Here is a 17,362-nt window from a genome sequence, read left to right on the forward strand (position 1 = left end):
GGGACATGAAACGATATCTCGCGATCCCTGGAATGGTCCTAGTCTTTCTCCTCCTGATGGATCTGGGCGTGGCTGCCGTGCTGGGATTCGCCCAGGATCGGGGCGCAGTGCCGTCCTTGCAGCGCTATTTTGAATATGGCCGTTCAGTTCCAGGAAAGCTGGACCGCTGGATCGACAATCCCGATCTTCCCGAGAACCTGTTCAAGGTAGGGTGGATTTCCGACACCGCCGCCCAGTCGGAACAGCTGTTTGCTTCGGAAAACCCTGCGCCCGGCACACTGCGGGGATACGGCATGTCGTTTCTGGCGCAGATGATGCAATCTGCGGGCGAACAGGATCCCGCGCTGCGGATCGACCTGCATGGCGGTCCTGCCGCGCCGCCGAACTTGGCCTATGCGCTGTTCCTGAACGATCGGCCAAACCGGCGTTCTGGGGACGTGGCAGATCTGGCAATCCTGTCATCGTCCCTGCCGGCCATGGCGGCACTGTCGAACCGAAGCTGGGCCTTCGAACAGCCCGCACCCACGACTTATCCGGTGTTCTGGCCCGACAGAAATGGCGGGTTGCAAGCAATAGAACCCCTGGTGACAACCGCCGGGCAGGAACGCGCGCTGCGCCAAGATCCGGTGGCCGCCGCCGCTTGGCAGGCGCAGCTTGCGCAACAGGACGCGTTTTATTCGCCGGTGTCTTTCGGCTATCAGATCCTGGATCATTCCCCCTTTCTTCGGCTGGTCCGGCGATCCTGGGCCATGCAGATGATCGCCAGCCGCGAGGCGAAGATCCTTGATGGCAGTGCGGGCTATCCCTTGGCCGAGGTGTTGCAAACCATGGTTGCCGAGTTTTCCCGCATCGCACGCGAGGATGGGCAAGTCCCCGTTGTTTATCTGATCCAGGGGCGAGATCCGGGCGACGCGAATGTCCTGAAGCTGGTGCGGCCCGTTCTTCAGGACCATAGAATCCCTTATCTTGCCACCGAAGACCTGGCCGACCCGCGCAATCCGGCGAACTACGTGGCCGATGGCCATTTCAAAGCCCCTGTGAACCAGGCTTTCGGCGCAGCCTTTCGGCAGTTGCTGCCGACCACCGGCTGGATGCAAACCGTGGAAACAGAAAGATCAGAAAGCAAGCTGCTGATCTTCAAGAAAAAGCCTGTGTCCGCACGCCCATGATGCAGCAGCAAGGATAGCCATGAAATATCGTCCTGAGATCGATGGCCTGCGTTCGGTTGCAGTCCTGCCGGTGATCCTGTTCCATGCGGGCCTGGGCGTCTTTTCGGGCGGCTATGTCGGTGTGGATATCTTCTTTGTCATCTCAGGCTATCTGATCACCACCATCATCCTGGGGCAGATTGCTGGGGGGGGCTTTTCGCTGCTGGATTTCTATGCGCGCCGCTCGCGACGGATCCTGCCCGCGCTGTTTCTGGTCATGGCCTGCACCATCCCGCCCGCGTTTCTCTTGATGCTGCCCAGCCAGTTCAAGGATTTCAGCCAAAGCGTTGCGGCCGTCAGCATCTTTTCCTCGAACATCCTGTTCTGGCTGGAAAGCGGCTATTTCGCCGCCGCCGCCGAACTGAAGCCCTTGCTGCACACCTGGTCCCTGGCGGTCGAGGAGCAGTATTACGTCCTGTTCCCCCTGCTGCTGCTGGGCCTGTGGCGACTGGGAGCAAGGCCTGCGCTGATGGTCCTGGGGGCGATCTTCGCGACCAGCCTGATCGCCAGCCAGTTCCTGGCAACCCGCACGCCGGGGGCGAATTTCTTCCTGCTGCCCAGCCGGGCCTGGGAATTGCTGGCAGGATCCTTGTGTGCGATCTGGATCATGAGGCGTGGCCGGTCTGGCAACACAGCTGCGTCCACCCTGGGGCTGGGGTTGATCGTGGCGTCGATCTTTCTTTATGACGCGAACACGCCCTTTCCGTCGCTTTACGCCTTGGCGCCGGTGGGCGGCGCGGCGCTGATCATCCTGTTCGCCGACGGGCACACCCCGGTCGGGCGGCTTTTGTCAATGCGGGCGCTGGTCTTTATCGGCATGATCAGCTATTCCGCCTATCTGTGGCACCAGCCGTTGTTCGCCTTTGCCCGGCTAGCCCATGCGCACAAGCCGCCGATGGCATTGATGATGGGCTTGGCGGCAGGGTCAATCGGGCTGGCATTTCTCAGCTGGAAATATGTCGAACAGCCCGCGCGGCATTATCCCTGGCCCATCCGGCGGGTGCTGGGGGCAACGGTCGCGGGATCGGTGCTGATCGCCTCGGTCGGGCTGGGGCTGAGCTATTCGGGTGCCCAGGGGGCATATTTCACCGCCAGTCTGCCGCCGCAGAACCGTCCCCTGCTGGGCCGGATCACGCAGATGGCAGAGATGGACCATTTCGCCACTGACAACAGCGGCCCTTGCCGCTTTTTCGTGGCCGATTACGCCGGGGCGGTCGATGCGCGGGTCGAGGAATGCTTTGCCCGGCACGGCCCGGCCCTGGCGATCCTGGGCGATTCTCATGCCCTGGATGCGTGGAAGGCGATGGAAGTGGCGTCTGACACGCGGTTCCTTCTGGGCCTGCCGCAACAGGAATGCCGCCCGCATATCGCCGGAACAGATTGCGCCACGACCGGCCTGCCGCGCTTTCTGGAACGCCATGCCGGCCAGATCGGGTCGGCCGTCTATGTCCAGGCGGGCTTCTGGCTGCTGACAGACAAGGATGGCCAACGCCAGGACCGCCGCCTGTTCACCGATAACGGCGATCTGGACCCCCGGCTTTACGACGCCGCCATCGACCGCACCTTTGCGGTGCTGAAGGAATGGAACGCCATTGTTCCCGTCACCTGGTTCGGCCCTATGATCGAGCCTCATGTCTCGTCCGAGGCCATGCTGTCGATCGCTTGCGACCGCGCCCCCGACCTGCTGGAACTGCGCCCCGCTCACCAGGAGATTTTCGAACAACTGGAGGACCGGCTGGCGGCCCAGGCGGCCGACAACGGTATCGGCTATATCCGGGCTCTGCCCGTCCTAAATTTCTATATCGGCCGCGATCTTTATGATTGCGACCACCTTTACTGGTCGGACGGCGATCACTGGAGTCCCGACGGAGAGGCCCACTTCGGCGCCCGCATGGCCCCGGCCATCGACGCGACGATGCCTCCCATCCGAGAAGAGGCCCGCCATGCTCCGTGAAGCCCCGGGCTCCGCGGCGCCCCAGGATTGGGCCTTGGTAATCGCCACAAAGGACCGGATCGAGGCGTTGGGTGTCTGCATCGCGCTGGCCTTGGATCAGACCCGGCCGCCTGCCGAGGTGATTGTCGTCGACGCCAGCGAGAACTGGCGGGATCACGCGGACCGGATCGGCCAGCTCATAGCTGGGCGTCCCGAGATCCGGTTCAGCTATCTGCAAGCGGTGCTGCCGTCGCTGACCGTGCAGCGCAACCAGGGCATCGCCCAGGCACAGGCGGCGATCCTGTTCCTGCTGGACGACGATTCCTTCATGTATCCCGATTGCGCTGAGCGGATCATGGCGGTCTATGACGCCGATGCGGACGGCCTGGTCGGCGGTATCCAGACCGGTGTCGCGGCGCTGCCGCCTCCAGCCGCAACAAATGGGGGGGCACAGAAGAAAAGGGGCAGCCGGGCGGTCGGCGCAGGCAGCGAAAAGGATCGCGGCCGGGTCGGACGCTGGCTGATGCAACGGCTGTTCTTGATGAACAAGGACGCGCTGTTCATCCCCTATGACGCATCGCCGCCGCTTGTGTCCCTGCCTGCCATCCTTGACGGGTACGAAGTGATGCCCGTCCGGCTGTTCCAGGGCTACCGCATGACCTTCCGCCGCCGGGCGGTGCTGGAGGAACCCTTTGACGCGCTGCTGCGCTTTTACTGCCCGGGCGAGGATATCGACGCTAGCTATCGCGTTTCGCGCCGGTATCTTCTGCTGACCGCACCCCAGGCACGGTTGCATCACTTCACCGCCGCAGGAGGGCGGATGGACCGGCTCCATACCACCGTCCTGTCAGCGCTGAACCAGGCGGTGCTGCTGCGCTGCCACGCAGCCGACCAGGCAGCCGCCCGGCGCCGTTATTTTGCGCTGATGCGACGCAGGCTGCTGGCCGAGACGCTGAAGGACGTGCTGTCGCGGCGCTTCGATCTGCCCCAGGCGCGCGGCATTCTGCATGGCAGCGCCAAGGCACGGCGCATCTTCGACATGACCTCTGGAGAACTGGCTGAGTGGTATCCGACCGAACAGGAACGGCTGGTGTGGGGCTGAATCGTCAAAGCCGCCAGTTATACCAACCGCCTTAACCATTGACCGCTTTAGCGTATTTGCGCGTAGCAATGGATCGGACGCGCTCGGGGTCGCCTGCGAAGGCGTTCCATGCGTCGCAGCATCGGTCGACGATGTTGTCGTAGGTGTCGAAGACGGAGATGGCGAGGCGGTTTGCCCGTAGGTAAGCCCAGATGTTCTCGACCGGGTTCAACTCCGGTGCATAGGGCGGGAGCGTCACGATGGTGATGTTGTCGGGGATGCGCAGCGCGCTGGAGCCATGCCAGCCGGCGCCGTCCATCACGAGCACGGCATGGGCGCCTGGCGCGACGGTCTTTGCGATTTCGACAAGGTGGGCGTTCATGGCCGAGGTGTCGGCACGCGGCATGACCAGAGCCGCGGTTGTGGCGCGCGCCGGGCAGACGGCGCCAAAGATATAGGCCCATGTGTAGCGGGTATCGCGCGGCGCGCGGGGGCGGGTTCCCCGCTCGGCCCAAGTCCGGGTGAGCGTCCCCTGCTGGCCCACTCTGGCCTCATCTTTACATGAGGGTTCAGCAGTCAAGCGGTCATTTTCGTTCCCTTCGATCCGTTAGGCAGCGCTTTGTTCCTGTCGATAAGGTCCGGGGTCGATCGCTTTCACAGCCGCGGCTGCATCACTTTACATACGGTCGGGTCTTCACCCGCACCACGATGCCTCATTCACGAGGCCTTCCCCGGCGAGACGCGACCAACCTGGAACTCGGCGGTCTGAACCGGCCGCCAATGACGAAAACGGTCGCGCTCCCCTCTCGACGCCAGCCGGTGTCCCGCCGCCGTCGATCCTCTTACGCCTTGAGTTTCATACCCTCGGGCAGCACACCCGCCTCGACGTAGCGCCACAATGCGACGAGCAGTTTGCGCGCCATGGCGACGATTGCGATGCGTCGGCTGCGTCCGGCCAAGGCGCCAACACGCGCACGGAACCAGGCGGCCAGCCCGCTGTCCGGCTGGTAGCGCAGCCAGAGCCAGGCAAGTTGTATCAGCGTTGTCCGTGCTCGAGCGTTCCCTGCACGTCCGATCCCATGGTCCCGATCCATGGCCCCGCTCTGATGCGGTATCGGTGCAATGCCGACATAGCTCGCAAGCTGCCGGCGGTTGTCGAAATGGCGATAGAAGACCTCACGCGTGAGCACGGCTGCGAAGGTGTCGCCCACGCCTCGAATGCGCGACAACGCTGCGACCTTGCAAGAGGTGTCATCGGAGGGCGCCGTCGCCAGCATTGTTGATCGCTCTGCCTCGATCTCCCGGATCAACTCCATGGTCAGCGTGAGCCGGCGCTTCAACCTGTCAATCTCCGCACGAAGAAGCGGCGGCAGGGCGCGACCGTCCGCTGTCCGCAAAGCGTCCATCTCGGCGTCCCAATAACGCAGGGAGGGGCGCTTGCGAATGCCCTGGGTAAGCAGAAGGGCCTCTATGCGGTTCTCGATCCGGACGCGCTCTTGCACGAGACGCTCACGTTCCCGATGCGGCCGCTTGGCGTCTTCCTCCTCGGGAGTGGGAACGCGCAGGACGCTGCAGATCTGGTGGTCGCCGCGATGGCGGGCCATCAGCACGCGCAGCAGCCCTTGCGCATCAAGCCGGTTCGTCTTTGCGCGTCGCGATCTGCGGCTGATGAGGATGCTGGTGGGCTCCACGATGACGTTGTCGATACCGTTCGCGACCAGAAGCCGATGCAGCCAGAAGCCGTCCGGCCCCGCCTCAAAGCAGGAGGCGACCGCGACGGATGCGCCAAGGCTCGCTTCCGTACGTGTGCGATGCGCCGCGACAAAGGCGAGCAGTGCTACCGTGTCGCCCGCCTCCAGGCGATGAAACACGAGTTTCTCGACGTCAGGAAGGCGCACGGCGACAAGCCAGATCGCCCGACTGAGTTCGAGCGCAACATAGACAGTCGTGTCGGCGGTATTGTCGATGGGTCGCATGATCAGCTCCATGGGCATGAGGGACCCCGTCACTATCCGCGAAGCCCGGCCTCATAGCATCTGGAACCACACCTCCAGAGGCTTGCCGCATGCTGCATCCGGCAGGGCGGCCTTTACCGTAGCGGCAAAGTTTTATGGGATGGCCCGCCCCTCTCGGAGCGCATCAGCTAAGATGCTGGTGCATGTTTGTGAGAAAGGAGCGGACCATGACGATCGTTACCCTCGGAATTGACCTGGGCAAGACCCTTTGCACCCTTCGGCTTCGGCCGCTCCCTTGGCAGAAGCGGCGCAATGGCCTCCCACAAATCATTAGGTACAAGGGGCTTGCTCATGGTCCTTCAACGCATGAACAAGGGTTTTGTTAGACGCTCTAAGCGCCTCGTCATAGCATTTTGGTTGATCGACAAGAACGACATCTTATATGGGTGATCGTGACGCAACTTTGAGTTGTAAAAAGTTCCCTTCTTCACACTTTATTTTCCAATGTAGGCGAATGTTTGCCTGCCTGCTCAATTGTGGAGTGACTGCCATGCGAAGGACGATGACGGCGACGATGCTTCGGGACTACCTTGCCTCGGCCCACACCACGCTTCTGCTTTGCCGTGCTCATGCCGATCAGTTCGCGCTAACCAGGGAAGAGGCCCAGGATGTCTCGCAACGTATCTCCCTCAGCATGGCCGAACTTGAGGACCTGCATCAGGATATCGATCGGCAGCTAGCGTCCGCCTGAGCCTATGCACCGTCGCGTCGGCTTACCCGCGACAGTGCTTGTGGGACACCTGACGGACTGACATAGGCTCAAGCTGTGTGGTTACTGCTTTTCGGTCTCTGTCATTTTTGGTTTCTCGCTGAACAGAACAGGCCTGCAGGGCGCTCCCAAGGGTTATCATTGTCATGAAGCGCGTGGTTCTGACCGATACAAAGACCAGGGACATACGCATCTTCGAAAGCCCGCCCTGGTACCTGAAGGCCATCGTCCCTGCTGCGGGGTCCACCTTCGATATCGCCCTGGCCCATGACAACGGTGCAAGCCTGTTGCTTAATGTCCAAGCCGACTACAACTCGCTCTTGAAGCGGTTTGTCGGCTGGTGATCAGGACCGTTCGGCGTAAAGCTGCAGGGTTCACCGACTTGCAGTAGAATAAATTGGTTAATGCTCAACTTCAGGTTATAAAGAAGGTGCTCTCTTAGCTTCAGGTGCATCCATGTTCAGCTCTGAACACACCTTCGCGTTTCGTCCTGCCATCTCCTCCGGCGACTGGACGATGATCCTTTCTGCCATCCGCGCCTATTCCCACAACGCAGAGTATCGCGAGCTACTCGATCGCCTGGAACGTCAGGCAAGGATCAACGGGCTTGCGCCGCCTACGACGCGATCAGCCTGAACCAGCCAAACAATCTGTGGCAGACATCATGTGCCACCTTCCCGGTCTGCATTTCTCCCGTGCCCTGCTCCTGCCTAGTCGGCTCCCCTGTCGAGAGGCTCGGGCCGACGACCTTCGGGCAGGATCTTGCGAAGGTGGTCAAGAACGACGTCGGCCGTGAAGGGCTGCTGATGAACTCTGCACCATCCGGCATGTCGCCCGGGCCTGGTCTCCTGCCTCCCGATGCCACCAGAATGCCAATCTCCGGCCAGTCCTGGGCGCACCTGCGCGCCAGGTCGAACCCTGTCATCGCGCTTGGCGGCATCTCGACATCGGTGAAGAGCAGCTGCACATTCTGGCCGAACTTGTCCAGAACCTCGATCGCCTTGTCCGCAGTCGCCGCCTCATAGCAGCGAAAGCCTGCGTCCTTCAGGATGTTGCAGGCATCCATCCTGATCAAAGCATCGTCGTCCGCGACCAGGGCATAGGGACTGAACCGATCCATGTGATCTTTTACTCCATTGTTCGGGATCAAGGTTAACGAGCTCTGGATGGTTCCTGAGCCGCAGGACGATGCTTGACGACCATGCGCAGCCCGGTCATGGCTGCTGCATGTCCCAGCTCCTTGCCATCCTTTACCGTAGCGAAGCTCTCGTGCCTCAAGGCGGGGTCAAGGAGCGGCAGATGCTCGATCTCTCCAGATCCGACAATATCCCTCGGCAGGTCACCGGATTTCTGCATCGGGAACACGACATCTACTATCAGTGGATCGAAGGTCCCAAGATTGAGGTGGATGCGCTTTTTGCCAAGATCATGGCTGACACCCGACACAGCCGCATCAAGGTCCTGAGCCGCCACGAGGTCACCGAACGCAGCTTTCCAGGCTGGTCGATGGGATATGGGAACGCCGCAGGATGTTCGTTGTTCGACTGGGCGGCACGACATGACATGCCCCTGCACCCGCCCCGGCCGGAAGATATTCTGGCCTTTATGAAGCTCTGTTTGAGCCTGAAGGCGTAAAGACCAAGGCTGGGGATCGTGTAAGACCTACCTGGGCTCTCGAACGGGTTTCAGCATCCCAACGCGCCTCAGGCGACCGGTCAGGATCATCCGACCGCAACCACATTCGCCAAAATGGTGAAGGGCGCAAAGGCCGAGCGGCTTGAAGCCTTGTTCCGGGGCGACGGGGATCTGCGCAGCGCCCTTGCCGTCACCGAGGAACAGGCCGCGAAGATCGCGGCATGGCTTCCCGAAGGCATGAGGTGACACCAGGCGGCAGGGCGTTCGCGGCCTGCCTCGCCGCCGCATCGTTGCTCAGGAAACATTAGGCTGTATCCGGCGAAGGGTAATCTCGCATCCACCCTCTTCCGTTGCCCTGTAATTGGTGAGGACCACCCGCTCGGCCTCCCCGTCGATCACGAGTTCTCCTTCATGCGGGCCGTTGATCTGATTTTCGTCTAGCCCGTCCGATGCCGTAAACCGGGCATAATCGCCGCCAGTTTCCACGTCGCCGCTGATCTCGTTCATGCCCTCAAGGGTCAGGGTGGCCTTTGTCATGATCAGCCTCTCATCTGATGGTCCGGTGCATAACAGCCCAGCAGCAGAAAGAGTTGCAATGCGTGGGAACCATCCCGCCGCTGCGACACCGAGGCGGCTTGGTCAGCTGTCCGGGGCAGCCTCGATCAAGTCAACGATGTTCCCGGCCCAATCGTGCGAACGCTGGACCACGTCGGTGAGCAGCTCGCTGGCATCCGGGGCCACGACCTCGCCCACCTGCACATTGAGCGCGCGTCCGTGGATCTCGGCCACACAGAAGGTGTAGCCAAGCTCACCCACCCGGGACGCCAGACATTCCATCTCCGAGCCGCCCGGGCTTTGAACGGTTTCGCGGGTGACAGGGATCTCACCGCCGGCCATGTAGGAGGCTGCACGTTCGACATTACCCTCGATGCCGCGCTCATCCAGCGGATAAAGCAGCACCTGCACATTCCGGTCGTCCTCGGGCGTGCCGTAGGTCGCCATGATCCGGCCTTCCTGCGGGCGGCTCTGGATAGAGGAACGTTTCAGGCCATCATGTTCTTCCGGGAACCCTGGCACGAAGGCATTGGTGACGTGGCCCGCGACCTCATTGGGAGGGCCGTCCTGCGCCATGGCTTGGCTCGTCACAGAAAGGATGACGCCCGCTGCGACGGCGCAAGCGACAAGACGGGTCTGGTAAAGGGCGGGGGGCATGCTGCTCTCCTCGGTCGGTTCATATTCGGGCTCGACAGGGGCGACTTCCTTGATCCCCCCTTGGTGGGACAACGGCTATCAGGACGGGGAGTTTACCCCTACCGGCGCATCTCCCCCGCCTTCAGCCCGACGAGATGGCGCTGATCTGAAGGACCCATCATCTCTGATGCTGGCTTTGGCCCGCCAAGAATGAGACCGGAGGTTGATTAACGCAGCTCCTGCTCTCACTCTCTGTAGGGGCTGCTTCTCCAGAAATCCTTGTCGTGAGGATGGCACTGGCCCTGCATCACGCAGGGCCTTTTCTTTTGTCCAGGCGCAGCTCCCCAAGGTCGGCCGTGGCGGCTGGACTATGCCCCGCCGCCACGGCCCCGCGCTGTTCGCGCGGAACCGCTGCGCGGAAAAGGAAAGCGCGGCGGGTGTCGCGCTTGCGTCAATAAAGCGGGTTTTCCAGGCGCAGCTCCCCAAGGTCGGCCGTGGCGGCTGGACTATGCCCCGCCGCCACGGCCCCGCGCTGTTCGCGCGGAACCGCTGCGCGGAAAAGGAAAGCGCGGCGGGTGTCGCGCTTGCGTCAATAAAGCGGGTTTCCGCCTCTTTTGGAGGTTGCTCCGATAAGACATTGAACAGCAAAAGATCGTTGTGGCATAGCCCTGTTTCCCTGTTGATGAGTGCGCCGGGGTGGGGTCGTAGTTGTCTGCGCCCCGGCAGTTTGCCCCTTGAGGCCGAAGCAGGCGTCGACAGCATCGGAAGATTGTTCTAGCCGGATCCCGGCTTGTGCCGGCACCGGGCTCCAGACTGCGTCCGGCTAGCGCCGGCCTTCGCCCAAGCCTGGACTCTTGCCCTTCTTTGCGGCTTTTCTCACGCCGTCCGTCTCGTCCCGAGCCAGCCTGCTCGGAGCCACAATAGTTGGTCCAGCAGCCCAAGCCCGGCCCTTCCGGTTATGATCGCTTGCGGGTAGCATGTGGTCACCAATCGTCAAAATAAGGGCTCCACCGAGCTTCATCATTTGGTCCTGCAAGCAACCTGAATGGCTGGACGCTCACAGCACCATCATGAAGCTGTGGCTTCGAAGGCCTAGGCATCTCTAGGTCACCATGAAAGGTGGAGATACATGATCCAAAGCAACCTTGCGATCGTAGCGCTTGGCATGTGGATGATGGGCGCGGCTGCACAGGCGGAACCCTTGACGGATCGCATGCAGATCCAGGTGTGGCCGGATACGCCCGTGGGGTCCGCCACCTTTGAGGAGCCGCAAGAGATCCGCGAGCGGTCGGAAGACCCTGCCGTGAAGGACCGCGCCGCGTTCAACATCACGACGCCCGACCTTATGGTCTACCTGCCCGAGAACCCGAACGGTTCCGCAATGCTGGTGACACCGGGCGGCGCTTATGCGCGGGTTGTTTACGACAAGGAGGCCGATGAGATCACGCCAGCCCTGAACGAGGCCGGGATCACGGTGTTCCGACTGCTTTACCGGCTCCCTGGCGGCGGGCAGTCAACCAATGCGCCAATCGCAGACGCGCAGAGGGCGATGCGGCTGATCCGCACCAATGCGGCCGAGTGGGGTCTGGATGCCTCGCGTGTGGGCGTGTTGGGGTTCTCGGCCGGCGGGCACTTGGCGGCCTGGCTTTCAGCCACGCCCACCTTCGACGCCTACGAGCCTGTCGACGAGACGGATACCGCATCTGCCCGCCCTGACTTCCTCGCTCTTGGATACCCCGTCATCAGCATGGAGGAGGGCATTACTCACCAGCAGTCGCGTGAGGAGCTGCTCGGCACCACACCTGATGATGCCACAGTCAACGCCCACTCAATCGACAAGCTCGTCACAGCAGAGATGCCGCCGACCTTCATTTTCGGGGCCAATGACGACGATGCGGTTATTCCGGAGAACACCTTTCGCCTTGTAGCTGCACTAAGGGAGGCTGGCGTTCCGGTCGAAATGCACCAGTTCGAACAAGGTGGGCACGGGTTCTCGTTACGCATGGTTCGCGATATGCCGGCCGAGGCATGGCCCGATCTCCTCGTGGAGTGGCTGGGTTCTAAGGGTATGCTCGACTGAACCTGGCACCGGCAAAGGAAAGTGACGTTCTTGCTCTGCGTCTCGATCTATCATTCATGCTTAGCATACACGGCCTTCAAAGAGGGTCTGTCAGCACCGAGAACGTCATCATCTTCGTAACCGTATCACGGGAAATGTTGAAGGCCTTAGCAGCCTGACGCTGGCTCATGCCCTCCGCGCAGGCTTGGCGAACCTTGAGATATAGTTCCACGCTGACAATCCTCGCGCCATTCCTGCTGCAGAAAGGGAAAGGGTAGACGACTTTTGCGCCGTTGCAGCCGCTCCATGCCGCCGCTTCCGTGGCCTAATTTCTCGCCGCCGTTCTCAACCTGAGCTTGTCCTAGCCCCTGCATGAAAAAAGAAAAGGCGAAATCATGCAAAGGACATGCATCGCACCCTCATACCCCTGGATCAGTCGGCCCCCCGGTCCCTGCAGGCTCGGCGGGGGCAGGCCTTCGGTATCCGGATTGCGGCCCTGCTTGCGATCCAGAAGGCGCATGACCGGCGTCACCGTCAGCCCGTGCATCAGAACAGACAAAAGAACCACAAGACCCAGAATGGCCCACAGGCGCTCGGCACCAGCAACCTCCATGTGGTTCAGCCCATAGGATAGATAGTAGAACGACCCCACCCCGCGGATGCCGAAAAAGGCAATGATCAGCTTCTCGCCAAGAGCGGCGCGAAAGCCCCAAAGGCCGATCAGCCCCGTCAGGGGCCGGATCACCAGCAGGATCACGACGGCCGCTGCGACATCCCACCAGGACAGCCCTTCCAGCAGGCCTCGGGCCAGAGCACCACCGAAGAGCAGCAAGAGCACCATCATCGCCAGGCGTTCGACCTGCTCGGTGACATCGTGCATCTCGCGGTGGAAATCATGGCTGCGATGGGCATGGCGGAAGGTCAGGGCGGTGACGAAGACCGACAGGAAGCCATAGGAATGGATCATCTCGGTCAGGCCATAGGACACGAAGGTCGCCGCCAAGGCGATCAGCCCGTCGCCTGTCTGCGCGAGCTTCGTCTCAGCCGGGATGCGGAAGGTGACCCAGCCGAAGGCGCGGCCGATCAGGTATCCGCCCGCAACGCCCGCGCCGATTTCCCACAGGACGTTGTAGGTCAGCCACCTCATGGCCCAGGGCTCGCCCGTTGCGGCGACAAGGGACAACGCAATCGCCAGGTGAGCAAAGGGAAAAGCCGCGCCATCGTTCATGCCCGCCTCGGAGGTAAGGCCGAAGCGGACCTCATCCTCCTCTCCGGTCTTCGGGGGCCGACCTGCACGTCGGCGGCCAGGACCGGATCGGTCGGCGCCAGGGACGCGCCCAGCAGGAGCGCCACGGGCCAGGCCAGGCCCATCCATGTCCCGGCCAAAGCGGTGATCGCCGCGATGCTAAGGGGAAGGGTCACAAGGATCAGCCGCCAGGTCACCTGCCAGCGGTGCAGTCCGAAGACCCGGTCCAGCTTCAGCCCCGCCCCCATCAGCGCGATGATGACCACGAACTCCGTGAACCGCTCAGTTGCCACCCTGCGTGACCGGCTGGTTGCCATCAGCCTTTACTTCTTCGACCTAGCGGTGGCGAACGAGACGGCCTTCCGCATCTATCTTGGCCTGAACCTGCAGGCGAGCGCGCAATCGCAGGGCGGCAGAACACCGCGTCGTGGCGCTCGCCGCATTCATGCCTTCCTGCGCGCCCTGGAAAACGAAACAAACATCCGCCCCGAACAGGCACGCTCCCTTCCCGCCGCGCTCGGCATGGCGACCGGGGCCGAGGCCATGATCGCGCTGTTCGATGTGGCAAGCCTGTCCGCAGAGGAGGCTCGCGTGCTTGTGGCAGAAACAGCCGAGGCACTGTGCGACCGGATGCTGCCGTAAGACAGCCACCCGGCCAAGCCTCGGGATGCGGGTTTGGAACCAACGGGTGTTATGGTGCAGCGCCGGCCCTGTCTTGCAGCCTGGACACGGGCCCCAACGCTCGCCCATGTCGCACGGACTCGCTCCTCTTCATCAGAGTCGAAAAACTCCTGCTTCAAACGGGCGGTGGTTTCTTGAAGATACAGGCGCCCGTCTCGACTGCCTTCCCATGCAAGGTGCGAGCCGCCGTCCTATGTCGTGCAAGTTCTGGCACGTCATGCGCGACGGGGCCAGGTGTGAGCAGCGCTTCAGTTCAAGGGGCTCTCGCATATCCGCGTATAGTCCTCTGCGGCCATTATCCGGCAATTCCAGAGCCTGTCCTCATCATCCATATCGCATATCCACCAGTGCCTCTTCGGGATAAGGGCGACCTGGACCAGATGACGGCCCAGGGCGGAATAGCGGATCCCGGTCTTGAAGCCACTCTCGTCCTCTGCACTGCGCACGGCACGGATGAGCTTCTCATCCTTCATCCGGGCAGCTTCGACATGGGTAATCATGTTTCAGCTCCGTCAGGTGTTGCTGGCATGGTGAACTCAACTCCCACGGGTCATTCCTGTTCCGTTTGACGCTTGGCGGATGGCAGTCGAATGCGCGGGCTTCACGCCCAGCCGGCAAGGCGGACATGTTCAGAAAGCATGAGACCATGTCGTAAACACTGCCGAGGATGTGGCGCGTCGTTGAAGGAGCACTGTGGTCCCGCAATCCCGCGCTGACATTTACCCCCCGCATGCTTGATTGCCGTCCAGCAAGGTAGGCGGGAGGGAGCAACGGGCCGAAAGCCTTCATTGTTGCGCTGGAAGGCGCCGAAAGCTTTATGCAGGAAGCCTGACCAAGATCCTGTCTTTTCGCCACATTGGATCATGGAATACTTGTTTCGTGTGGGGGTGCGGCTCACAGTAATTGCGCAAATGGATTAGCCTGCCCTCCAGGGCATCATCATATTCCGAGGTGGTCATGATCATTCCGAATGACGAGTTGCAGCTTGCCGCGAAATTGAAGCACTTGGCTCAGGCCACAGAGTCGGTGTTGATCTTCAAATTCCGCAAGCAGCTGAAATAAAGGTTTAAAGCGTTTCGATAAAAGCGTGAACCGCGGAGGGATTCCCAAAAAGCATTGTCTGTTATCCTCTTGTTTGGGAGGATGGATCATGTCAGCACCTTTGCCGACTGCGCTCCGGAGCGCCAGGCCGTCCTGAACGGGGTCATCGATCCAAGCCGCTGCGCAGGTAACGATGGTCTAAGGCGCGGAACTCAGGCTACCGCGCACTTGTTAACCATGTTGGCGGCTGTCGCCTGCATCTCTTCTCAGGACGCTGAATGCCGCATCGGATTATGATCGTCGAGGACGAGGCGATCCTTGCTCTCGACCTGTCCTGGCTTCTTGTTGATGCGGGCTATGAGGTTGCGGGTATCGCCCGGAACATGGAGGCCGCGCTGCGGCTGGCGACAGAAGGATCCGTTGACCTTGCGACCATGGACATCCGGCTTGCTGGCGGAACGAACGGCGTCGATACGGCTCTGAAACTCTGGCAAGACCATGAGGTCCGGTGCCTGTTTGTCAGCGCATCGCTTGACGAGGAAACGAGGTTCCAGGCACAGCCGGCACAGCCGATCGGCTTCGTTGAAAAGCCGATCCGCGAGCAAGAGATTATTGCATCTCTGAATGCTCATTTCAGCCGAGCCGCCTGACAACTCAGCTGTCGGATCAAGAGGCCATCGCGCGTCCCGGGACATCAAGATACGTCCCATGTCTGCCTGCGCAGGACAGGTAGAGCCGCCTTCTGTTTCCAAAAAGCTTCCTGCGTGTCAACGTCGGTGCAAAACCCGGCCACGCGGCGGCGTAAAACCAGGCCAGGTGGCGGTGGCCTGCGCCATGGCGCGCGCGCTTACCATAGAGCTGGCGCGTGCCATGGCGCATTGGCGCTGAAAATCCTCGCGCCCTCCCTGCTGCCGCAGAAAGGGAAAAGGTGGACGACTTTTACGCCGCCCGCAGCAGCTCCATGCCGCCGCTTCCGTGGACTAGTTTCTCACCGCCGTTCTCAGCCTGGGCTTCGGCAATCTGCTGATCAATGGTACGTGCCATTTTTGTAATCCCCCGTTCGTCTAATAGTTGCCAGACTGATCCCAGAGCGGTTACGGTTCAAGACACGAAGTGCCCACTTATACAAACGCTGCGCGTTTGTGTGGGCAAAGGGGCTGTTGCACTCCCCTTTGAACCCCTGGCTTGAGCGCGACACGAGTATGGCGATCTATCACCTCCGAGCCACGATGATTTCCCGCTCGGCTGGGCGCAGCGCCACGGCGGCGGCAGCCTATCGCAGCGCTGAGCGTATCCACGATCATCGCACAGGGCTTTCCTTCGACTACCGGGCGCGCAGTGGCGTCGAGCATGTCGAGATCCTTGCTCCCGAGCGTTCGCCCGCGTGGGTCCAGGATCGCGCCGCGCTGTGGAATGCTGTCGAGCAGGCCGAGACGCGCAAGAACAGCCAGGTCGCCCGCGAGATCCGCGTGGCGCTGCCGGCCGAGCTGGATCGCGATGAGCGCATCGAACTGGTGCGCAACTTCTGCCAGCGGTCCTTCGTGGACCGCGGCATGGTCGCGGACATCGCCCTGCACGCACCGGGGCGGGAAGGCGACGAGCGCAATCACCATGCGCATATCCTGCTCACCACCCGCGAGATCGGCTCTGAAGGCTTCACCGCCAAGAACCGCAACTGGAACGCCAAGGAGATGCTAGAGGACTGGCGCGAGGTCTGGGCGCGGGACAGCAACCACGCCCTGGAGCGTTGCGGCCATGAAGTGCGGATCGACCATCGGACACTGGAGGCGCAGCGTGAGGCGGCCCTGGAGCGCTCTCTGCAGGCGCGGGAGCGGGGCGACGAGGCCTTGGCCCTGCGCGAGACAGTGCGGGCCGTGGAGCTGGACCGGGCGCCCTTGCCGCAGCTGTCCGTTGGCGCCTGGCAGATGAAGGAGCGCGGCATCGAGGTCGCGGCGGTGCAGCTGTGGCGCGAGGTCAAGGCGCAGGCCGTCGAGGTTGCACGGATCGCCCAGGAGCTGTCCGGGCAGGTGCGGGACTGGCTCGGGCGGACGCTGGAACGCCTGGCACCGGGGCATGAACTGGCGCATGCCGGAGGCGGGCGGCACCGGGAACGGTTGGATATCGCCACGCGGCTGCAAGAGATCCTAGGCCGGGACGCAGACCGGGATATCGGGACAGGATTGTACGCGCTTCGGGAGGTGCAGCGGGATCATCCCGCCACCGAGCTTGGCCAGGCATGGGAGCCGGACACCAGGAGCCTAGCCGAGCGGTTGCGGGAGGCGGCGCGCGGGATAGACCGGGATGGGCTAGCCGAGCGCGCCGCAAGCTTGCAGCAGGAGCGCCTGGCCGAGGAACACCAGCGGGCGCTAGAGGCCGAGCGCGTCATGGAGCAGGAACGGGTCCGCGAACGGGAGCGGAAAGGGCATGATCGCGATTTGGGCGATGACCACAGCCTTTAGCCTTGGTTTCTCTCAAGTGTATGAATATCGATGTTGTGATCTGTTGTAGTACAGGAGCAAGCGGGTTGAAGCGCGCGTTGCTGACATAGGCTGCGAACAATACC

Annotated in this window: 19 protein-coding genes and 2 pseudogenes; 11 read left to right on the forward strand and 10 right to left on the reverse strand. The window is 62.0% G+C overall.

What is annotated here, in order from left to right; translation table 11 throughout:
• Positions 1-5: 5 nt before the first annotated feature.
• From Q5701_RS20700 to Q5701_RS20710, 3 genes are read left to right on the forward strand one after another with little or no spacing between them, the layout of a single operon-like run.
• Positions 6-1,169: a hypothetical protein gene (locus Q5701_RS20700; protein ID WP_306752827.1), complete on the forward strand. Its 1,164-nt coding sequence runs from the start codon at positions 6-8 to the stop codon at positions 1,167-1,169.
• A gap of 19 nt (positions 1,170-1,188) precedes the next feature.
• Positions 1,189-3,162, forward strand: coding sequence for an acyltransferase family protein (locus tag Q5701_RS20705; RefSeq protein ID WP_306752828.1), 1,974 nt, complete (start codon positions 1,189-1,191; stop codon positions 3,160-3,162).
• Positions 3,152-4,243, forward strand: coding sequence for a glycosyltransferase family 2 protein (locus Q5701_RS20710; protein WP_306752829.1), 1,092 nt, complete (start codon positions 3,152-3,154; stop codon positions 4,241-4,243). The genes Q5701_RS20705 and Q5701_RS20710 overlap by 11 nt, the downstream gene beginning before the upstream one ends.
• 31 nt (positions 4,244-4,274) lie before the next feature.
• Here the strand turns inward: Q5701_RS20710 and Q5701_RS20715 are convergent.
• Positions 4,275-4,781, reverse strand: a pseudogene (locus Q5701_RS20715) (IS630 family transposase); the annotation flags it as partial.
• A 283-nt stretch (positions 4,782-5,064) separates the two neighbouring features.
• Positions 5,065-6,198 (reverse strand): IS110 family RNA-guided transposase, encoded by a 1,134-nt coding sequence (locus Q5701_RS20720; protein ID WP_306752830.1) that lies wholly within the window; start codon positions 6,196-6,198, stop codon positions 5,065-5,067.
• A 541-nt stretch (positions 6,199-6,739) separates the two neighbouring features.
• Here Q5701_RS20720 and Q5701_RS20725 point away from each other — a divergent pair.
• Together Q5701_RS20725 and Q5701_RS20730 are read left to right on the forward strand one after the other, a co-directional pair.
• On the forward strand, positions 6,740-6,928 hold the full coding sequence (locus tag Q5701_RS20725; protein ID WP_306752831.1) for a hypothetical protein: 189 nt from the start codon (positions 6,740-6,742) through the stop codon (positions 6,926-6,928).
• 164 nt (positions 6,929-7,092) lie between these two features.
• Entirely contained in the window at positions 7,093-7,290 is a 198-nt protein-coding gene (locus Q5701_RS20730) for a hypothetical protein (RefSeq protein ID WP_306752833.1), read from the forward strand.
• 272 nt (positions 7,291-7,562) lie between these two features.
• Here the strand turns inward: Q5701_RS20730 and Q5701_RS20735 are convergent, their stop codons facing one another.
• Positions 7,563-8,066, reverse strand: coding sequence for a response regulator (locus Q5701_RS20735; RefSeq protein WP_306752834.1), 504 nt, complete (start codon positions 8,064-8,066; stop codon positions 7,563-7,565).
• 107 nt (positions 8,067-8,173) lie between these two features.
• Here Q5701_RS20735 and Q5701_RS20740 point away from each other — a divergent pair, with 107 nt between their 5' ends.
• On the forward strand, positions 8,174-8,581 hold the full coding sequence (locus Q5701_RS20740; RefSeq protein ID WP_306752835.1) for a BLUF domain-containing protein: 408 nt from the start codon (positions 8,174-8,176) through the stop codon (positions 8,579-8,581).
• A 114-nt stretch (positions 8,582-8,695) separates the two neighbouring features.
• Complete coding sequence (locus Q5701_RS20745; protein WP_306752836.1) at positions 8,696-8,827, forward strand: hypothetical protein; 132 nt, start codon at positions 8,696-8,698, stop codon at positions 8,825-8,827.
• A gap of 48 nt (positions 8,828-8,875) precedes the next feature.
• Here Q5701_RS20745 and Q5701_RS20750 read toward each other — a convergent pair whose 3' ends face one another.
• Both Q5701_RS20750 and Q5701_RS20755 read right to left on the reverse strand, forming a co-directional pair.
• On the reverse strand, positions 8,876-9,118 hold the full coding sequence (locus Q5701_RS20750; RefSeq protein WP_306752837.1) for a hypothetical protein: 243 nt from the start codon (positions 9,116-9,118) through the stop codon (positions 8,876-8,878).
• Between the two features lie 102 nt (positions 9,119-9,220).
• On the reverse strand, positions 9,221-9,793 hold the full coding sequence (locus tag Q5701_RS20755; protein WP_306752838.1) for a hypothetical protein: 573 nt from the start codon (positions 9,791-9,793) through the stop codon (positions 9,221-9,223).
• A 1,108-nt stretch (positions 9,794-10,901) separates the two neighbouring features.
• Here Q5701_RS20755 and Q5701_RS20760 point away from each other — a divergent pair.
• Positions 10,902-11,852 carry an alpha/beta hydrolase gene (locus tag Q5701_RS20760; protein ID WP_306752839.1) on the forward strand — a complete coding sequence of 317 codons (951 nt, stop codon included), beginning with the start codon at positions 10,902-10,904 and terminating at the stop codon, positions 11,850-11,852.
• 97 nt (positions 11,853-11,949) lie between these two features.
• On the opposite strand, the pseudogene Q5701_RS20765 reads toward Q5701_RS20760, so the two are convergent.
• The 3 genes and pseudogenes from Q5701_RS20765 to Q5701_RS20775 all read right to left on the reverse strand — a co-directional run.
• Positions 11,950-12,063 (reverse strand): annotated as a pseudogene (locus tag Q5701_RS20765) (helix-turn-helix domain-containing protein); the annotation flags it as partial.
• Positions 12,064-12,192: 129 nt separating this feature from the next.
• Complete coding sequence (locus Q5701_RS20770) at positions 12,193-13,059, reverse strand: cation:proton antiporter domain-containing protein (protein WP_306752840.1); 867 nt, start codon at positions 13,057-13,059, stop codon at positions 12,193-12,195.
• Positions 13,056-13,370, reverse strand: a complete 315-nt coding sequence (locus tag Q5701_RS20775) for a cation:proton antiporter domain-containing protein (RefSeq protein WP_306752841.1) — start codon at positions 13,368-13,370, stop codon at positions 13,056-13,058. The genes Q5701_RS20770 and Q5701_RS20775 overlap by 4 nt, the downstream gene beginning before the upstream one ends.
• Between Q5701_RS20775 and Q5701_RS20780 the strand changes: the two genes are divergently transcribed.
• On the forward strand, positions 13,351-13,719 hold the full coding sequence (locus Q5701_RS20780; protein WP_306752842.1) for a hypothetical protein: 369 nt from the start codon (positions 13,351-13,353) through the stop codon (positions 13,717-13,719). The genes Q5701_RS20775 and Q5701_RS20780 overlap by 20 nt on opposite strands.
• Before the next feature lie 287 nt (positions 13,720-14,006).
• Here the strand turns inward: Q5701_RS20780 and Q5701_RS20785 are convergent, their stop codons facing one another.
• Both Q5701_RS20785 and Q5701_RS20790 read right to left on the reverse strand, forming a co-directional pair.
• Positions 14,007-14,258 carry a hypothetical protein gene (locus Q5701_RS20785; protein WP_306752843.1) on the reverse strand — a complete coding sequence of 84 codons (252 nt, stop codon included), beginning with the start codon at positions 14,256-14,258 and terminating at the stop codon, positions 14,007-14,009.
• A gap of 439 nt (positions 14,259-14,697) precedes the next feature.
• A complete protein-coding gene (locus Q5701_RS20790) occupies positions 14,698-14,910 on the reverse strand; it encodes a hypothetical protein (RefSeq protein WP_306752844.1) in 213 nt (70 codons plus the stop codon).
• Between the two features lie 182 nt (positions 14,911-15,092).
• Here Q5701_RS20790 and Q5701_RS20795 point away from each other — a divergent pair, with 182 nt between their 5' ends.
• Entirely contained in the window at positions 15,093-15,449 is a 357-nt protein-coding gene (locus tag Q5701_RS20795; protein ID WP_306752846.1) for a response regulator, read from the forward strand.
• Positions 15,450-16,001: 552 nt separating this feature from the next.
• A complete protein-coding gene (mobQ, locus tag Q5701_RS20800) occupies positions 16,002-17,258 on the forward strand; it encodes a MobQ family relaxase (protein WP_306752847.1) in 1,257 nt (418 codons plus the stop codon).
• Positions 17,259-17,362: the final 104 nt, after the last annotated feature.

Origin of the sequence: Paracoccus actinidiae (assembly GCF_030863885.1) — a bacterium.
In the GTDB taxonomy this organism is placed as follows: Bacteria; Pseudomonadota; Alphaproteobacteria; order Rhodobacterales; family Rhodobacteraceae; genus Paracoccus; species Paracoccus everestensis.